Origin of the sequence: Rhizobium sp. 768_B6_N1_8, from assembly GCF_051811225.1 — a bacterium.
Classification (GTDB): domain Bacteria; phylum Pseudomonadota; class Alphaproteobacteria; order Rhizobiales; family Rhizobiaceae; genus Rhizobium.
This window is the reverse complement of record NZ_JBPWPV010000003.1, coordinates 226188-240106: the sequence shown is the minus strand read 5'-3', so window position 1 is coordinate 240106 and position 13919 is coordinate 226188. Positions and strand designations below refer to the sequence as shown.

The following is a 13919-nucleotide window of genomic DNA, read 5'->3' as shown; positions in this document are numbered from 1 at the left end:
GGTGTCCCGATTCCGCGATCACCGTAGCGGCTGGAACTGACCGCACCAGAAGCCCGCTGGCCCCAGGTGTGCGGGCCCAGTCGGGACTGCCACTCAGAATCAGTGTCGGCGGGAGCGTTCAATTCACCGCGCGTTACGAACTTTAACGCCTATTTTGCGACGAACGATCTACGCTTCAACTGCGGGGTGTGCACGAGCACAAGTCGATGGCCTTGCCTTCATGCAACAGGCGCCTCGACCTCGCGCGCGAACCCGACATGAACAAAGCAGATGAAAAAGGAGAAGACGATATGGCATCCGTCGTTGAAAGAATTGCGCTTCCCATTTCGCCCGACCACGTGTGGAAACTGATCGGCGGGTTTGGTTCACTCCCCGACTGGCTTCCCTTTATTTCGAGCCTTGAACTCCACGACGGCGGCCGCATCCGCCGCTTTTCAACGGTGGAGGGCGCGCAATTTTCGGAAAGGCTTATAAGATTTGATCAGGCCAAACGCAGCTACACCTACGAACTTGTCGAGGCGCCAATTCCGGTCGGCACCTATCGTTCGACACTGGGCGTCACGCAGAGCGATGCGGACAGCGGGTCCGTGGTGGAGTGGTCGGGTGAATTCAAACCAGTCGGTGTGACTGAAGCAGAGGCAGTCTCTGTGGTATCCGGTATCTACCGGAACGGCTTGAAATCCCTCGCGCAGCAATTTGGCGTGGGGAGGTCGTCCGAAGCCGCCGACATTGAATTGAGGACCGCTAACTAAGCTCGCCGCGCGCTTCCTTCGTCAGGGCGGGTTTCCGTTTGAAACCGGCCCGGGCCGCGAGAACGGGTGTCGGCCAGGAAGATGGGCGCGGCCAATATTACATGACCCAATCCGGACCCGACACGATCGCACGGGCGGCACGGGAACAGTCGAAGCCTACGGTAGGTCGGCAGGAGCTGGATGACGCTCTCGAGGAAATCCGCGATTATGTCGTGCCTAACGACGGTGAGTAGTTGGATGTCGATGTCTGGCTCGAGAGAACGGTCAGCGTCAGCTAAGCGGTCAGATGGTGGAAGATTTCGCAGGTTGCCTCGGGGCGATCGCAAAGCAGCTTTCCAAATAGATAGGTGTGCGCTTTCGTCTGCGATTCCCAATTCCGGCCATCCAGCATGCCTCTGTCCTAGACACGCCAATCAGTATCGATCCGCCCTTCCTCCGCCTTGTGAAAGTACTGCGAGCAGACCAACCACCCTTTCAGGGGCCTCAACAGGACGATGCAGGCAGCGAGGGTCAGCGGCAAAGTGACCACAAGGTGAACCCATAACGGGGCGTCGAAGGTCAACTGGAGCCAGAGAGCGAATGCGAGCGCAGGAACCGCGACGATACTCATGGCGAAGAATGCTGGTCCGTCAGCTGGGTCCGCGAAGGAATAATCCAGGCCGCAAACCTCGCAACCGGGAGCCAGCGACAGAAGGCCGTTGAATAGATGACCGCGCTGACACCGCGGGCATAGTCCTTTGATGCCTGTCAGCGCGGGATTTTTGGTTTCATCGTACTCGCTGGTCATCCTCGGACCTTTGCAATGCGCCGACCAGTCATACCGCTTCTGATTTAGGCGGCAACACCGAGGCGAACTCGTCACGAGCCGTTGGGTTCCCGTCGATCATCTCGTAGACGGCCTTTGATCTGCCGAGCGTAGTCATTAGCGAAGGTGGCCCCGAAAAGGGTTCGCCACCAATGTGCCAGCCGTCCGTATGTAGTTCCTCGATCAGAACCCAGGTCACCGACCTGAACGCCTCGGAACCTTCGAATTTCACCATGACGTCTGTGATCGCCTTCGCCAAGGCATGTTTCTGGGTGCTGGTGAAGACGCCGTCGACCAGTTTGATGTTCACGAAAGGCATGGATATCTCCTGTAAGATTGAATGCGGAGGGCAACGATCACACTTTCGAGGCCTGTCAATGAACCTCGACGACAAGCTTCCCGTTTGCCTTGCGATTCTCCAAAAGTTCATGAGCGTCGGAGGCCGTCGCCAGGGTGAATTTCCTCGGATCGACCCGCGGCGAGACCTTTCCAGCTTCCACCAGCTTCGTCGCCTCTCGCATGATGTCGCCGTGATGTTCTCGTCCCTCGCCGGTTAGAAGAGGGATCAGCGTGAATACGCCGGAGTAGGTTGCAGACTTGAATGACAACGGAGCTAGCGCGTGTGTCCCCCAACCGAGGCAGCTCACGACATGACCAAACCGTCCGACGGCTTTGAAAGCGATGTCCAGCCCCGGACCGCCAACCGTGTCGTAGACAACATTGAAACCTCTTCCGTCGGAATGCTTCGCAACGTAGCTGTCGACGTCATCTGAGGCGTAGTCGATCGGCGTTGCCCCGAGACGATCTCAACCGGACCGCAAAGAGCATCAAACGCAATCTGCAAGAGCGCATTGATTCCGCAGTCGAAGTGCTAAATGAAGAAGATCTCGCAAGGGTCGCCATCATGTTAGATGCATTGGCCGCTGCTCGGTCTTAGGCTCTGTAGCGATCAAGATGGTCGCCTTGAACGGATCTGAACCGCCGCCTCTCTGATTGCGAACCACTTTAAGTTTGGCGCTTTGATATTACTGAGCTTTTGAGGCTATCTCGACATGCAGACCGTGCATCAACGGCGTTTACTATCACTTTGACAAGGACGGCTATGCGCAGAGCCGCAGCCCGGCGTTCCGCGTCGTCGATACGCGTGACTTCAAACCTTAGTATTTGATGTCTCGTCCTGTTTGACGTCCTTTTTGCTTGGTGGCGCGTTTATCCTGCCGGCATGCAGCATTGCTTTGGTCATTGGCCGCGCGGCAGTCCTGCTTTGTATCCCGCGCGCCCTGGCGGGTGTCTTGGCGGATATCACGCGCAGATTTGCGCTGCTGTCCCTGCTCTGTCGCGACGGACATTACTGGCATGCCCAAGAGGAATATTGCAGCCATCGAGGCAGCGGTGAAAGACTTGAGTCCGAACATGGTCCGTCTCCCGTTGAGAGGCCATAACTATAGCCTTGATGCTCTCAGTGGCGGCGTGAATGCCGCCACTGTCACAGGTTCTGCTACATTTTAGAGACCGCTTCCATGGCGTCTGCCAGCGTAGAGCCGGTGTTGCTCTTGCAATAGGCGGCGACCTTCTCCGCGTTGGCGTGAGCCTTTTCGCCGTCGATCATCGCACTGCCAGCTTTTCCGTGAACGTACCCGTTCACCCACATGGCCACGCCGATGGTTTTGGCGGCAGACATGTCGCCAACTTCCTTACAGGTAACCTTTGACATGTCCACTTCCGCGGCCAAGGCCTGGCCTGCCAAGCCAAGACCTGCAAATGCTATTGCGATTGAAACTAGGCGCATCATAGTCGTCCTCCCAAACACCCTTGCCCCTTACCAGAGCGAGGGTTCGTGTGTGCAGTGATATGTTTGGAAACCACAAGGGGCCGCGGTCAACTCTGATCGCGGCAGGTCGCAATTTAGAAACAACTAATAATAGCACGATACGTTGAAGGATACACGTAGTTTTTAATATGCGAAGGATGCCTCGCCTTCTCGGTAAACCACGCGGCCTGCTCAGGCGCCACCGAACGGTGCAAGCACTACCGTGATGGCGACCCGCCACGGTCAGCAAAGGTGGCGAGATCTTGTTCACGATGCGCAAGAAAATATCGATGAGACCTTTCAAAGGTTTGTTCTTCTCTGGCGTGCTGGCCCGCCCAGAAGGCGAGGTCGCGCTCTCGGAGGATTGGAAAGCTCGAAGTGCCCGGTGCTGCAATTCTTAAGGCAAGGCGCCCGGTTCGTTTGCGGCATTAACTGCACCGGCGCGGGAAGAAGGCTGCGAAGGGCAAGGCCGAAGATGCCATTCCCGTCTTCCAACGTCGTGAACATCATGGACGCGCTGCGCAAGTCGGTAGAGGCCGACCTCAAGAGTAAAAGGGCTTCATGACGGGCCACCCAGTTGTGCGAGCGGAAGTGCATCGTCGTAACAAACAAGAAACGCTCTTCGCAGGGCTCGGCCTTAGGGGAAATTTCGGCTCTTCACCTTCAACGTATCAATGTGAAGATCCCGCACATATCCCGAGCGGGAGACTATGCCGAGCCTGTAAAGCACGCGATTTTCCGATAAATCCTGACAGCAAGCTCGGTATATTTTTCAACTGCCACGCCCTAAGAGCCGTCACCGATCTCCGCGAACGCGCTTCCCTGAGGTGCTCCCCGATTATGGCTTAGCAGGAGATGGGATTTTCCGGGGCTATAAGCGCCTCATCACGCTCCTCTCCGTCGGCGATGTGGCGAGAATGCGCCTCAAGGAGGCGTACAGCGTGCGGACTTGTTCGAACAAGTTTCATGCTTTCTCCCCGTAGCCGGATATCGGCTTGATACCCTCGGCGCCAAGATGGCCCACATGATCGAGAACATCGGCGCAACAATAGACATCTTCGGATTGCTGAACTGAATGCGTTCAGTCGCGACCGTGCAAAGCCAAGGCGAAAGATGCCGCGATGCCAGCGCAAGTTTACTCGGACCCAGAAGTCCTAGTGAAATCGCGACCATGACCGAACGCTTATGCGAGGTGGCAAATTCCAAAAGTTTGGAGATACTTTCTTTTTAGGATAGTCTAATATTTTATCTTTCTTATTTGTCGATTACATATACGATTGCGTTCGGACGCGATGATTGGAATGGAGGTTCCAAATATCCAGATCCGCCATCGGCGGTATGCCAATCGGTCAGAGAGTGCCCGAAGGATTTCACGACCGCCTTGCATTTGGATATTTTACTGACGCCGATTTTTTCGGGTCATCCCGTTGGGTCACGCAGATCATTGCGGCGGCCACAGAACAATTCAGCCTGCACACCAAAAGGGGATATCAATGAGAAGCTTCGTGACACTTATCGCGACAATGTCAGTGGCGCTTTCGTTTGCGATGGCAGCCTACGGACAAAATCCCGTTCCCAGCGCCAGTGATGTGCTCGTCAAATACGGGGAGGTTGAGGACTGGACCGTCTATACCAATCAAACCCGCGGAGATTGCCTCATCGTGCGCGACTTCGGTTCAGGTTCGGTGCAGATGGGCGTTACCGCAAATCAGGACGTCGGATATCTCGGCGTGTTCTCGAAGGCTGATATCGGCCTTCAGAACGGGACCAAATCGGAAATCTTCGTCTCCATCGCCGGCCATCTCTATAGTGGTGTCGCCACCAGCACCCATGGAGAACTCAAGGGCGGATATTCGGGCGGCTACATCCTGACGAACAGCCCGGAATTCAAACGCGCCGTCGCGAAGAAATATGAACTGATCGTGTTTCCGGAAACCAAGGGAACCTTCGTCGTCGATCTGAAGGGAACTTACAAGGCAATGGAACTGGGCCGGAAGTGCCTCAAGCATTGACCTTGATGTAGAAAGACCTGTCCGTAAACTCGGGAGACTACGTCGTGTTGCCGCCTACCCCGGCAGCGGCAAGACCCGCGTGATCCTCGCAAAGCTTCTTGGGCTTGCAGATACCGTCGACAAATCCCCCCGATTTATCGGTTGCATAACCTACACAAATGCGGCCGTGGATGAGATTGAATCCTGTAGAGGGCTGCGTGCGCCCCGACCACGAGGAGTTTGCGCAGGTGCCGGTTGCCCATTTTGGAAATGGAACCCAGCCTTGGTTTGCCACCGGTCGAATGCTGCGTGGGGACAAGGCCCAACCAGGCTGCGAACTCACGTCCGCCTTAGAACAGCTTTGGGTCTGAGACGCTGGCCGAAAGGCAAGTAGCGATGACGGGGCCAATTCCGGGAACGGTCGCAAGCCGAATACTGACATCGTTGTTGCGATGGGCGGCAAGGAGCGCCTTGTCTAGCTTTGCAATCTGCCCCTCGATCTCTGTCCGTCAGGTGGATTTCAAAGAGCCGTACGAGCCCGATGGTTAGCTCCCACCCCCAATTGCCATTCTTTTTCAATGGCTTCTGCACCAGTGGATGACTTGGCCGGACAAGCGCCTCCGCCATCGCGTTCTGAGAATGCAACCTTGGTTTCGAGCCACAAGATTAGTTGCCGCACTTCTTGCCGTGTGAGCAATACTGCAGTCACGTCCACTTCCGCCGGCAGCCCACTCTTGGTATCGACGACATTGAAAAGGCCGTAAGCTGCCGGGACGCAGACGTATCTAGGTTTTTTTTCGATTGTGACATCGCTCGCCCCTGGGTTTTCCACCTTCAAATATGTGGACCGCTACGTTTGTTCGTGGAAATTTTGCCGACCCGATAGTCGCTCGGAGCTCGGTTTTCTCTGAAGGCTATCAGCCCCGCGTGCAACGGGCATTGAGCGAGATCAAAATAAGAACTCCCCGTTCTTGATCGCTATCAATGCAAGACACTCGCGATTTTGGTTGATTGTAGGAGGGCAAGATCCCTCCGATCGGAGATTCCAGCAGAAGAGTTCACCTGATGCGTTGGAACCAATGGTACAGCTTCAATAGCTACATCCGATCCTCGCTGTGGATCGTTCCATTTATCGCTCTCGTGCTTTACGTCGGTGCAATCCGTTACGCGTACCTGTTCGATGCCTGGATCCTGTGGGCAGATGTTTGGCCTTGGGGCGTCGAGGGAACCCAACGCATGTTGGAGACGATCATCACAATGACGCTAACCTTTGTTGTATTTACCTTTGGTTCGCTACTTGTGGCAATTCAGGTCGCGGGAGGTCAGTTAACACCCAGGATCATCGCAACGGCGCTTCTGAGCGATAATGCCATCCGCTTTACGGTCGGCCTTTTCATATTCACGCTGCTTTTTGCAACGGGGGCCCTCGCAAGGCTCGTCACCACCGTTCCACACGGCATATCCGGAATTGCCGGGATGCTGGGCTTTTGTTCCATTGCCGCGTTTCTTTACCTTATCGACTATGCCGCGCGCCTGCTGCGACCGGTCAGCATCATCCTGAAGGTAGGTGAAAAGGGCCATCGCGTCATCAAAGATGTTTACCGCCAGGGTGCTAAGCATGAAGATACGCATGGAGGCGTTTTCGTTCTGTCTGACGTGCCCGACCGCATCGTGTACCACAAGGCGAATCCGGCGATCGTGGTGGCCGTCAATCTGAACGCCCTCGTCGCGCTCGGCGAGGATAAGAACTGCGTTATCGAGCTTGTCCCAAGAGTGGGTGACTTCGTCGGGACGGACGAGGCGCTGTTTCGGCTGTTTGGCCCAACACTGCCACGCGACCGGGCGCTGAAGGCCCTTGTGGCCTTCGGACCAGAGCGAACCCTCGAGCAGGATTCGACATTTGCTTTTCGAATCATTGTGGATATCGCCATCAAGGCTCTCTCAAAGGCGATCAACGATCCAACGACGGCAGTTCTCGCCATAGACCAGCTTCAGCGCCTTCTCTGCTTTGTCGGCAGTAGGCAGCTTCTCGGGGAGGAAATTCGCAGCAAGTCAGGAAAGTTGCGGCTTATCCGCAAGACACCGAACTGGGAGGACTTCGTAGAGCTGACCTTCAGCGAGATACGATTGTATGGCGCGGAAAACTTCCAGATCGCGCGGCGATTGCGCGCCGTGATCGAATACGCCCTGCAAGTATTGCCGGATGACCGACATCGAGCGCTGCTTAACGAACTAGACCTGCTCGACCGGATGCTGGAGCAAATCTACGTCCTTCCGGAGGACCTGATACTTGCACGAACACCAGACACCCAAGGCTTGGGTGGCGCGGGCGGGAGGTCGAATCTTGCCACCGCCGGTCTCGATCCGCCTTTGCGCCATACGTCGAGCCATTAGGAGCACTGCCCCTATCGACTCGGCGGAGGTGCCAAGTTTGGATAGGGGGTGTTTTGGCAACGTCCACGCATGAATCGACAATGAAAAGTCGTCACGGCTGAAAACAAAGGTAACCGGTGTTCTAGCCCCACGTTGTCCTGTCCTTCCTGATCTGTGATCGCTTTTCCATGGACGAGCAACGGGAGTTTCTCCATGGAGAGAGCATTGGTGCAGGGATCGAATTTCAACGGTTACCGCCTATGAGTGTTTGGTCGCAAGCAGCGGGATTGATCTGCATACCATGCCGCATAAGCACAATTCCGCCCGCCGCCATCACATCGGCAAAATGAACTTCAAGGTGACGAACTGGGCGGAGTACGAGGCAGGCCTTCGCCCGCGGGGCAGCCTGACGCTTTGAATGAGCGCGGAAGCTCTGTCGTTATGGCAGGTGTGCATAAAAGTCCTCCTGTATAGATCGCTGGCGACATAGAGGTCGACAGTCAATTGTCGATATGCCCGACTTGATCATCCTTCGTTCGACCGGGATGCATCGCTTTTAGCTGTCTGCTGGTCGCTCATAGAATGGTAACGGGCCTGCGACTCTTCGGTTTCCATTTTCACGCGAAGGTCCTCTGAAGAAAAGCGAGTGCCTTCTGAGCCACCAGGACGCGGATGGTCGTTATTGCCCGCATAAGCAGGTTTTGGATCTCGGAAGTCGAGAGGCGATCGACCTCGTTGGCGGCCCGCACGAGTTCGGAAACAAAGGATGGAACACTCCAAGGAAACGATTTAGCCAGAGAGTTCAATCCTTAGCATGGACGCTGGGCAGTCTCGACTATGGGAGGGATCATCCCGGCAGAAGGAGCCGCCTCATCAGCGGCTCCCAGCCCAATCAATTGATCGACGACCACTGACTACGGACGTCGTCCGCGCTCTTGGTCAGATGAACGTGTTTATCGATGTGATCCACCCAATCCAAAGGAATTAGATGATGCTGACCATCGTCGGAATCCGACTTTGTGAGCTTAATCCGAGACGAGCCGTCCATATGGTCGACGGTGCCAACGTGGGTGCCGTCTGCGCCGATCACTTCCATATGTTCGCGAACCTGTTCTGCAGAAATCATTGGAAATTCGTAAGCGCGATTTTCGATGCGCATTGACGGCAGCAAGACCGATGAACGTGCGCGCATTGGTAGCGAGATCCGGCTCTATCCGGCCGCAGTAGTCTTGGAGAAGTTGAACGGCAGCAGGTCGCCGATTTCGGCCGCTTCGCCCCGCTGCGGCAACTCTGTGAGTACGTGGCGCAGCCAGGCGAGCGGGTCGACGCCGCAGGCACGGCAAGTCAGCATGAGACTGTAGATCACGGCGCTGGCCCTGGCTCCGTCAGCGGTATCGCTGAACAGCCACGATTTTCTTCCGGTGGCAAAAACTCTGATCTCGCGTTCCAAAATGTTGTTATCGATCGGCATCCTGCCGTCGCTGGTGTAGCGTGTCAGGTAATCCCATTGGTTCAGGGTGTAGGACACGGCGTCGCCGAGCTTTGTATCCGGCACGACCTTTGGCGCGATATTGTCGAGCCACACCTTCAGAGCATTCAGAACAGGCAGGCTGTGCTGTTGGCGGAAACGGCGAATGCAGTCAGCCGTCGTCTCCCCGGCATCTGGGGTTTTGTCTCTTGCCTGCTTTTCGATCCGGTAGAGCTGCTCGAAGAACCGGAGCGCCTGTTCCGGCGGTCCGCCTCCATTCTTCCTGGTTTTGAGGGCCTCGACGAAGCGGCGCCGGGAATGGGCCATGCACCCGACATGGGTTGCACCATCCAATGTGCGCCAGGCGGTGTAGCCATCGCTCACCAATATACCGCGATAATCACCCAGGAAGGTCTGCGGATAAATCTGACCGCGGCCAGGCTGGTAGTCGAGAAGCACGATTGGCTCGTCACTATCCTCGCCGCTGCGGTAGGCCCACATATATGACGTGCTGGTGGCTTGCTTGTCCTTTTCCTTCAGGACTTGGACCGTCGTCTCATCGCCATGAATGAGAGGCTGCGATCGCAACCGCAGTTTCAGGGCATCATAGATGCGGTGCAGATGCTTCTCGCTTGAGCCGATCACCCAGTGAGCGAGAGCGCCGCGGCTGATCGGAACACCGGCCCGCTCGAATGTTTGCGCCACGCGGTAAAGCGGCGTGCCATCGACGTATTTGTGGACCAGCGCGAAGGCCAGCGTCGAAGCAGTGGCGATGCTGCCCGGCAGAGGCTGCTTCGGCATAGGCGCGATCACAACGGGCGTGTTGATCCCGGTGCGGTCGCAATGGCGGCAGGCATACTTGAACCGGACGTTCTGCAGGACCTTTGCCTTGACCTCGATATGAAGCTGTTCGCTAACAGCCTCGCCCATGCGATGCATTTGACTATCGCAGCAGGGACATGACTTCTGATCCTCGGGCAGGTCATACTCGACACGCTCGCGCGGTAGGTCTTCCGGCAGAGGCCTGCGTCCACGCTTCTTTCCCGTCTGACCTTCTACCGCTGGCAGGCCGGTGTCCGGAAGCTCGACAACATCGCCTTCCTCGCTGCCATCTTCGATCGCAGCCTCTTCGGCCTCGTTGAAGAGGCGATCAACGTGCTTTTCGCTGCGGGGTGCAAAGCGATGCAGCTTTGCAAGCGCCAGCTCCTCCTCAAGCTTTACGACTCGCTGCGAGAGCGCTTCCTTCTCGGCTTTGAGCGCGGCGATTTCGGCGGCACTTGTCTTCGGTTAACCGCTTCAGGACCAGCACGAACCCGGACCGATCAAAGAACAGCAGCTTCACCCGGTCACGCCGGCGGTTGCAGAAGGCAAACACTGCAGGAGCAAACGGGTCCAGCGCCATCGTCTCCTGGACCAGGACAGCAAGGCTGTTGATGCCGGCCCGAAAGTCGATCGGCTCGCGATGCAGGTAGACCTTGAGATCAGCGCCAAGTCTGAACATGACCCAGAGCTCCGATTATTGCCGTCAATGCGTTGAGATCGCTGCACTCCAGCGTCAATCTCACACCATTCGGCAGTGACGCACTCACCTTTGCTGGAGAGGTCAGCGGGCCGCTTCTCTCCGTCGTCGGCAATCGCTCTTCGCGATCCGTGGCAGGCATCTCAATGTCGAACTCGCTGCTCGGGGCGGCGATCTGAACGGGAATAAACGCAGATGACGAAGACGGCGATAATGGATGGGCCTGGGTGTGTTTCCTGATCCATTTCCAAACGAGGTTCGCGTTGACCCCGTGTTCGCGCGCAAGTTTCGATACCGATGCGCCAGGTTCAAGGCAGGCCGCAACTAGGCGATCTTTCGAACCTGGATCGAAGCGGCGCCTTCCATTCCGACCAACCAGCCGCACGGCGAGTTTTTGACCTTCATCCATCACTTGGTGTCCACCTCTTTTAGGTGGACCCCTTGTATGGGGATTCTGTTGTCAAGGGGGCTTGGCACCGGTTTCGCGGCAAAGCGGTTAGGATCGCCACCACAGAACGGTTGTTTTGCCGGCTGTGCGTTGATCCGCAAGCATCAAATTCGAGGGAGCCTGCCTTTGGGCGCTTCGCATTGCGCCGCAACCTTGTATTCGGTAGGTCTTAGATAGGACCGTGAGCGTCCGGCGAACGCATTTTCGTCTGGTCGAGCGGGCGGCTATGGGATGCGCTTTGCCTCATCAGCCATGACACGCTCTATCATCTCGGGATCGCATTGTTCATCGACAAGGAACTTGCGGATACCACCATCCCAGGTCCGTATGTCGGCGAGCAGAGCTTGAAGATCGTCAATTCCGTTTTCGGTCAGGCCTTTTGTGCCATCTTCACTGCCATCACGGACATACACCAATTCGCCCTCGGCGATGTTGTCCGAGTTGGCGGTGATTTCCTCGATCAGTTCGAGGTTCTCGCCGATCATGCCGGCGACTTCTTTAAGCGTGTAGATGAACCGCGATCGTGCCATCACGCAGCCTCGTATCGGTCTTTCGCCGGCGCCCACTGCCAGGGTAGCAGTTCCGCAAGTCGATCCTTGGGGTGCCCCTGGATTCTGGTCAGGACGTCTGTGAGATAGGCCTCCGGATTATGGCCATGGAGTTTGGCAGTCTCGATAATGGTCAGGATGTTGGCGATGCGCTCACCACCCTTGTCCGACCCGGCGAAGAGCCAATTTTTTCTTCCGATTCCAAGCGGTCTCATAGCGCGCTCGGCTATGTTGTTGTCGATCTCAACACGGCCATCGTCGATGTAAACGCTCAACGCTGCCCACCGCGAGAGGGCATATCGCATCGCTTCAGCAAGCTTCTGCTTCTGTGGCAGTGTCGGGAGAGTCGCTTCGATCCAGACCTTCAACTCTCCCAGTATGGGCTTGGCATGTTGTTGGCGCAGTTTGCGTCGCTCGTCAGCCGACATGCCGCGGATGCGATCCTCGACATCGTAAAGCACGCCTATGCGGGTCAGCTCTTCGTCTGCGATCGGTGACGGCTTCAGCTTGATCACGTCATGGAACTTGCGGCGCACATGCGCCATGCAGGCGGCCTCGATGATCTGGTTGCCGTAAAGCTTCTTGTAGCCGCCATAGCCATCGGCATGCATCACACCGCTGAAGTTTGCGAGATGGACAGCCGGATGCACGCCCTTGCGGTCGGGGCTATAGTAATAGGCGATCGCGCCGGGAGTGGGATCTTGGTAACCGCTTCCATCGAAGACATAGACCCAGACCCTGCCGGTTTTCGTCTTCCCGCGCCCAGGGTCGAGAACATCGACCGGGGTATCGTCCGTATGTATTCGGTCGACCGCGGCGATATGCGCTCTGATCAGCAAGATGAGAGGAGCCAGTAGAACGGAGACGCGGCCGACCCAGTCCGCCATGACAGAGCGGGAGATGTCTATGCCCAGCCGGTCGTACATCTCGGATAGGCGGTAGAGGGGGATGTGATCATCGAATTTGGCGACCATGATATGGGCCAGCAATCCTGGTCCGGGCTTGCCGCGCTCGATCGGCAGGGTCGGCATTTCGCCTGCCACTGTCGTGTCGCACTCCCTGCAGATCATGCGCTTTTCGACATTGCGGACAATCTTTATGGACGCAGGCACGTGCTCCAACACCTGGACTACCCTTTCGGCGGCCTTCAAAAACGATGTGCCACCACAGGTCGGGCAATTGCAGGGCGCCGCATAGACCAGCTCTTCAGTTGGAAGACCATCGGGCAATGGCTTGCGCTTCGGCTTGTCCGGCGCGTCATCCAACTCCGGCAGAGGAGCTTTCCCGGAGCGCATCTCAGCCTCCGCACGGGAGGCCTCGATCTCCTCCAGCATCAGCTCAAACTGCTCGATCTTCCGGTCGATCTTTTCCGAAGAAGCGCCATGCTGCCGATGGCGGAGCAGCTCCAACTGCGCGCGCAGGAGCCCGATAATGGAGTCTCGCTTGCTGACTTCGGCTTCCTGGCTCTCAAGTTTCGCCGCCTGTTCCGCGACGAGTGCGCGCAAAACAGATAGCTCGTCCTGACTGTCCAGCGGCGTTGTTTCCATACCCGCAAATGTAGCCGATTTGCGCCAAAAACGCCAGTATTTTGCCCCGGATCTCCCTGCAAAATATAGCTTTTATCCCGTTCGACCGGGAGCGGAAGTCCACGCCGGGCGGCGCCAGTCGATCCCTTCCACAAGCATCGAAAGCTGCGCTGCGTCAGGTGCGCAACGCCTTCCTTCGCCGTCGGCCAGGGAAAGTATCCGCGCTCAAGGACCTTGTACCTTGTCCCAGAATGCAGCCACGACCAGCGCAGAGCAGCAGCTAGTGCTGGTTACACATCAGTTTCATCCTCTTTTCGGACGGCAGCTGCGCTGCGTTGGCAAGCGAAGTAACTTGCAGGGCGACCGTCTGCTGCTGCAGACCGACGATGGCGCCATATGGCCGCTTCCTCCTCAATGGACTGATCTTGTAAGCATCGATCCAGAAGTTGTCGTGAGCAACGGGCGCGCGCTGTTGCTCGTTACGAACTTGATGGATCTAGCCAGCATGGTGGAACACCTTTGCGGCAGGTTGGCAACGCGGCCGCGCGCGGAGTGTAAGGATAATTATGCCGCAAATGTAAAGGAGATTATGCCGCATGAGGATCTAGAATGAGCTGTTATAGCTGTTTTGTCGGCCTAAATACGGACTTCAGATGTGATCTCATCCTTGATATAACCG

The 13919-nt window shown here is 56.7% G+C and carries 15 protein-coding genes and 5 pseudogenes; 8 read left to right on the top strand and 12 right to left on the bottom strand.

Going from position 1 to position 13919, the window contains the following annotated elements; genetic code table 11:
- Nucleotides 1-257 precede the first annotated feature (257 nt).
- On the top strand, nucleotides 258-752 hold the full coding sequence (locus tag AB8B33_RS35720; RefSeq protein ID WP_439019100.1) for an SRPBCC family protein: 495 nt from the start codon (nucleotides 258-260) through the stop codon (nucleotides 750-752).
- A gap of 101 nt (nucleotides 753-853) precedes the next feature.
- Nucleotides 854-985: a hypothetical protein gene (locus AB8B33_RS35715; protein WP_439019099.1), complete on the top strand. Its 132-nt coding sequence runs from the start codon at nucleotides 854-856 to the stop codon at nucleotides 983-985.
- Between the two features lie 167 nt (nucleotides 986-1152).
- On the opposite strand, the gene AB8B33_RS35710 is transcribed toward AB8B33_RS35715, so the two are convergent.
- The 5 genes and pseudogenes from AB8B33_RS35710 to AB8B33_RS35690 all read right to left on the bottom strand — a co-directional run bounded on the left by AB8B33_RS35710 (nucleotide 1153) and on the right by AB8B33_RS35690 (nucleotide 3349).
- On the bottom strand, nucleotides 1153-1539 hold the full coding sequence (locus AB8B33_RS35710) for a DUF983 domain-containing protein (protein ID WP_439019098.1): 387 nt from the start codon (nucleotides 1537-1539) through the stop codon (nucleotides 1153-1155).
- Between the two features lie 28 nt (nucleotides 1540-1567).
- Nucleotides 1568-1876 carry a tautomerase family protein gene (locus AB8B33_RS35705; protein WP_439019097.1) on the bottom strand — a complete coding sequence of 103 codons (309 nt, stop codon included), beginning with the start codon at nucleotides 1874-1876 and terminating at the stop codon, nucleotides 1568-1570.
- Nucleotides 1877-1931: 55 nt separating this feature from the next.
- Nucleotides 1932-2357: pseudogene (locus tag AB8B33_RS35700) on the bottom strand (zinc-binding dehydrogenase); the annotation flags it as partial.
- A 357-nt stretch (nucleotides 2358-2714) separates the two neighbouring features.
- Nucleotides 2715-2972: a hypothetical protein gene (locus AB8B33_RS35695; RefSeq protein ID WP_439019096.1), complete on the bottom strand. Its 258-nt coding sequence runs from the start codon at nucleotides 2970-2972 to the stop codon at nucleotides 2715-2717.
- A gap of 83 nt (nucleotides 2973-3055) precedes the next feature.
- Entirely contained in the window at nucleotides 3056-3349 is a 294-nt protein-coding gene (locus tag AB8B33_RS35690) for an HdeA/HdeB family chaperone (protein ID WP_439019095.1), read from the bottom strand.
- Between the two features lie 465 nt (nucleotides 3350-3814).
- On the opposite strand from AB8B33_RS35690, the pseudogene AB8B33_RS35685 reads away from it, so the two are divergent.
- The 3 genes and pseudogenes from AB8B33_RS35685 to AB8B33_RS35675 form a co-directional block, all read left to right on the top strand.
- Nucleotides 3815-3932 (top strand): annotated as a pseudogene (locus tag AB8B33_RS35685) (Ku protein); the annotation flags it as partial.
- A gap of 928 nt (nucleotides 3933-4860) precedes the next feature.
- Nucleotides 4861-5379 (top strand): hypothetical protein, encoded by a 519-nt coding sequence (locus tag AB8B33_RS35680; protein ID WP_439019094.1) that lies wholly within the window; start codon nucleotides 4861-4863, stop codon nucleotides 5377-5379.
- A pseudogene (locus AB8B33_RS35675) lies at nucleotides 5375-5500 on the top strand (hypothetical protein); the annotation flags it as partial. The gene AB8B33_RS35680 and the pseudogene AB8B33_RS35675, both read left to right, overlap by 5 nt.
- 55 nt (nucleotides 5501-5555) lie before the next feature.
- On the opposite strand, the pseudogene AB8B33_RS35670 reads toward AB8B33_RS35675, so the two are convergent.
- A pseudogene (locus AB8B33_RS35670) lies at nucleotides 5556-5861 on the bottom strand (transposase); the annotation flags it as partial.
- 562 nt (nucleotides 5862-6423) lie between these two features.
- On the opposite strand from AB8B33_RS35670, the gene AB8B33_RS35665 reads away from it, so the two are divergent.
- Nucleotides 6424-7752, top strand: a complete 1329-nt coding sequence (locus tag AB8B33_RS35665) for a DUF2254 domain-containing protein (protein WP_439019093.1) — start codon at nucleotides 6424-6426, stop codon at nucleotides 7750-7752.
- A gap of 280 nt (nucleotides 7753-8032) precedes the next feature.
- Nucleotides 8033-8146 (top strand): annotated as a pseudogene (locus tag AB8B33_RS35660) (IS5/IS1182 family transposase); the annotation flags it as partial.
- A gap of 477 nt (nucleotides 8147-8623) precedes the next feature.
- Here the strand turns inward: AB8B33_RS35660 and AB8B33_RS35655 are convergent.
- The 6 genes from AB8B33_RS35655 to tnpC (AB8B33_RS35630) all read right to left on the bottom strand — a co-directional run bounded on the left by AB8B33_RS35655 (nucleotide 8624) and on the right by tnpC (AB8B33_RS35630) (nucleotide 13261).
- Nucleotides 8624-8857, bottom strand: coding sequence for a DUF2171 domain-containing protein (locus tag AB8B33_RS35655; protein ID WP_439019317.1), 234 nt, complete (start codon nucleotides 8855-8857; stop codon nucleotides 8624-8626).
- Nucleotides 8858-8941: 84 nt separating this feature from the next.
- On the bottom strand, nucleotides 8942-10465 hold the full coding sequence (gene tnpC, locus AB8B33_RS35650; protein WP_439019316.1) for an IS66 family transposase: 1524 nt from the start codon (nucleotides 10463-10465) through the stop codon (nucleotides 8942-8944).
- A complete protein-coding gene (tnpB, locus tag AB8B33_RS35645; protein WP_439019092.1) occupies nucleotides 10410-10700 on the bottom strand; it encodes an IS66 family insertion sequence element accessory protein TnpB in 291 nt (96 codons plus the stop codon). The genes tnpC (AB8B33_RS35650) and tnpB overlap by 56 nt, the downstream gene beginning before the upstream one ends.
- Nucleotides 10681-11130, bottom strand: coding sequence for an IS66-like element accessory protein TnpA (gene tnpA, locus AB8B33_RS35640; protein WP_439019091.1), 450 nt, complete (start codon nucleotides 11128-11130; stop codon nucleotides 10681-10683). Before tnpA ends, tnpB begins: the two co-directional genes overlap by 20 nt.
- A gap of 260 nt (nucleotides 11131-11390) precedes the next feature.
- A complete protein-coding gene (locus AB8B33_RS35635; RefSeq protein ID WP_439019090.1) occupies nucleotides 11391-11696 on the bottom strand; it encodes a hypothetical protein in 306 nt (101 codons plus the stop codon).
- Nucleotides 11696-13261, bottom strand: a complete 1566-nt coding sequence (gene tnpC, locus AB8B33_RS35630; protein ID WP_439019089.1) for an IS66 family transposase — start codon at nucleotides 13259-13261, stop codon at nucleotides 11696-11698. The genes AB8B33_RS35635 and tnpC (AB8B33_RS35630) overlap by 1 nt, the downstream gene beginning before the upstream one ends.
- Before the next feature lie 220 nt (nucleotides 13262-13481).
- Between tnpC (AB8B33_RS35630) and AB8B33_RS35625 the strand changes: the two genes are divergently transcribed.
- Nucleotides 13482-13853: a DUF5372 family protein gene (locus AB8B33_RS35625; protein ID WP_439019088.1), complete on the top strand. Its 372-nt coding sequence runs from the start codon at nucleotides 13482-13484 to the stop codon at nucleotides 13851-13853.
- Nucleotides 13854-13919: the final 66 nt, after the last annotated feature.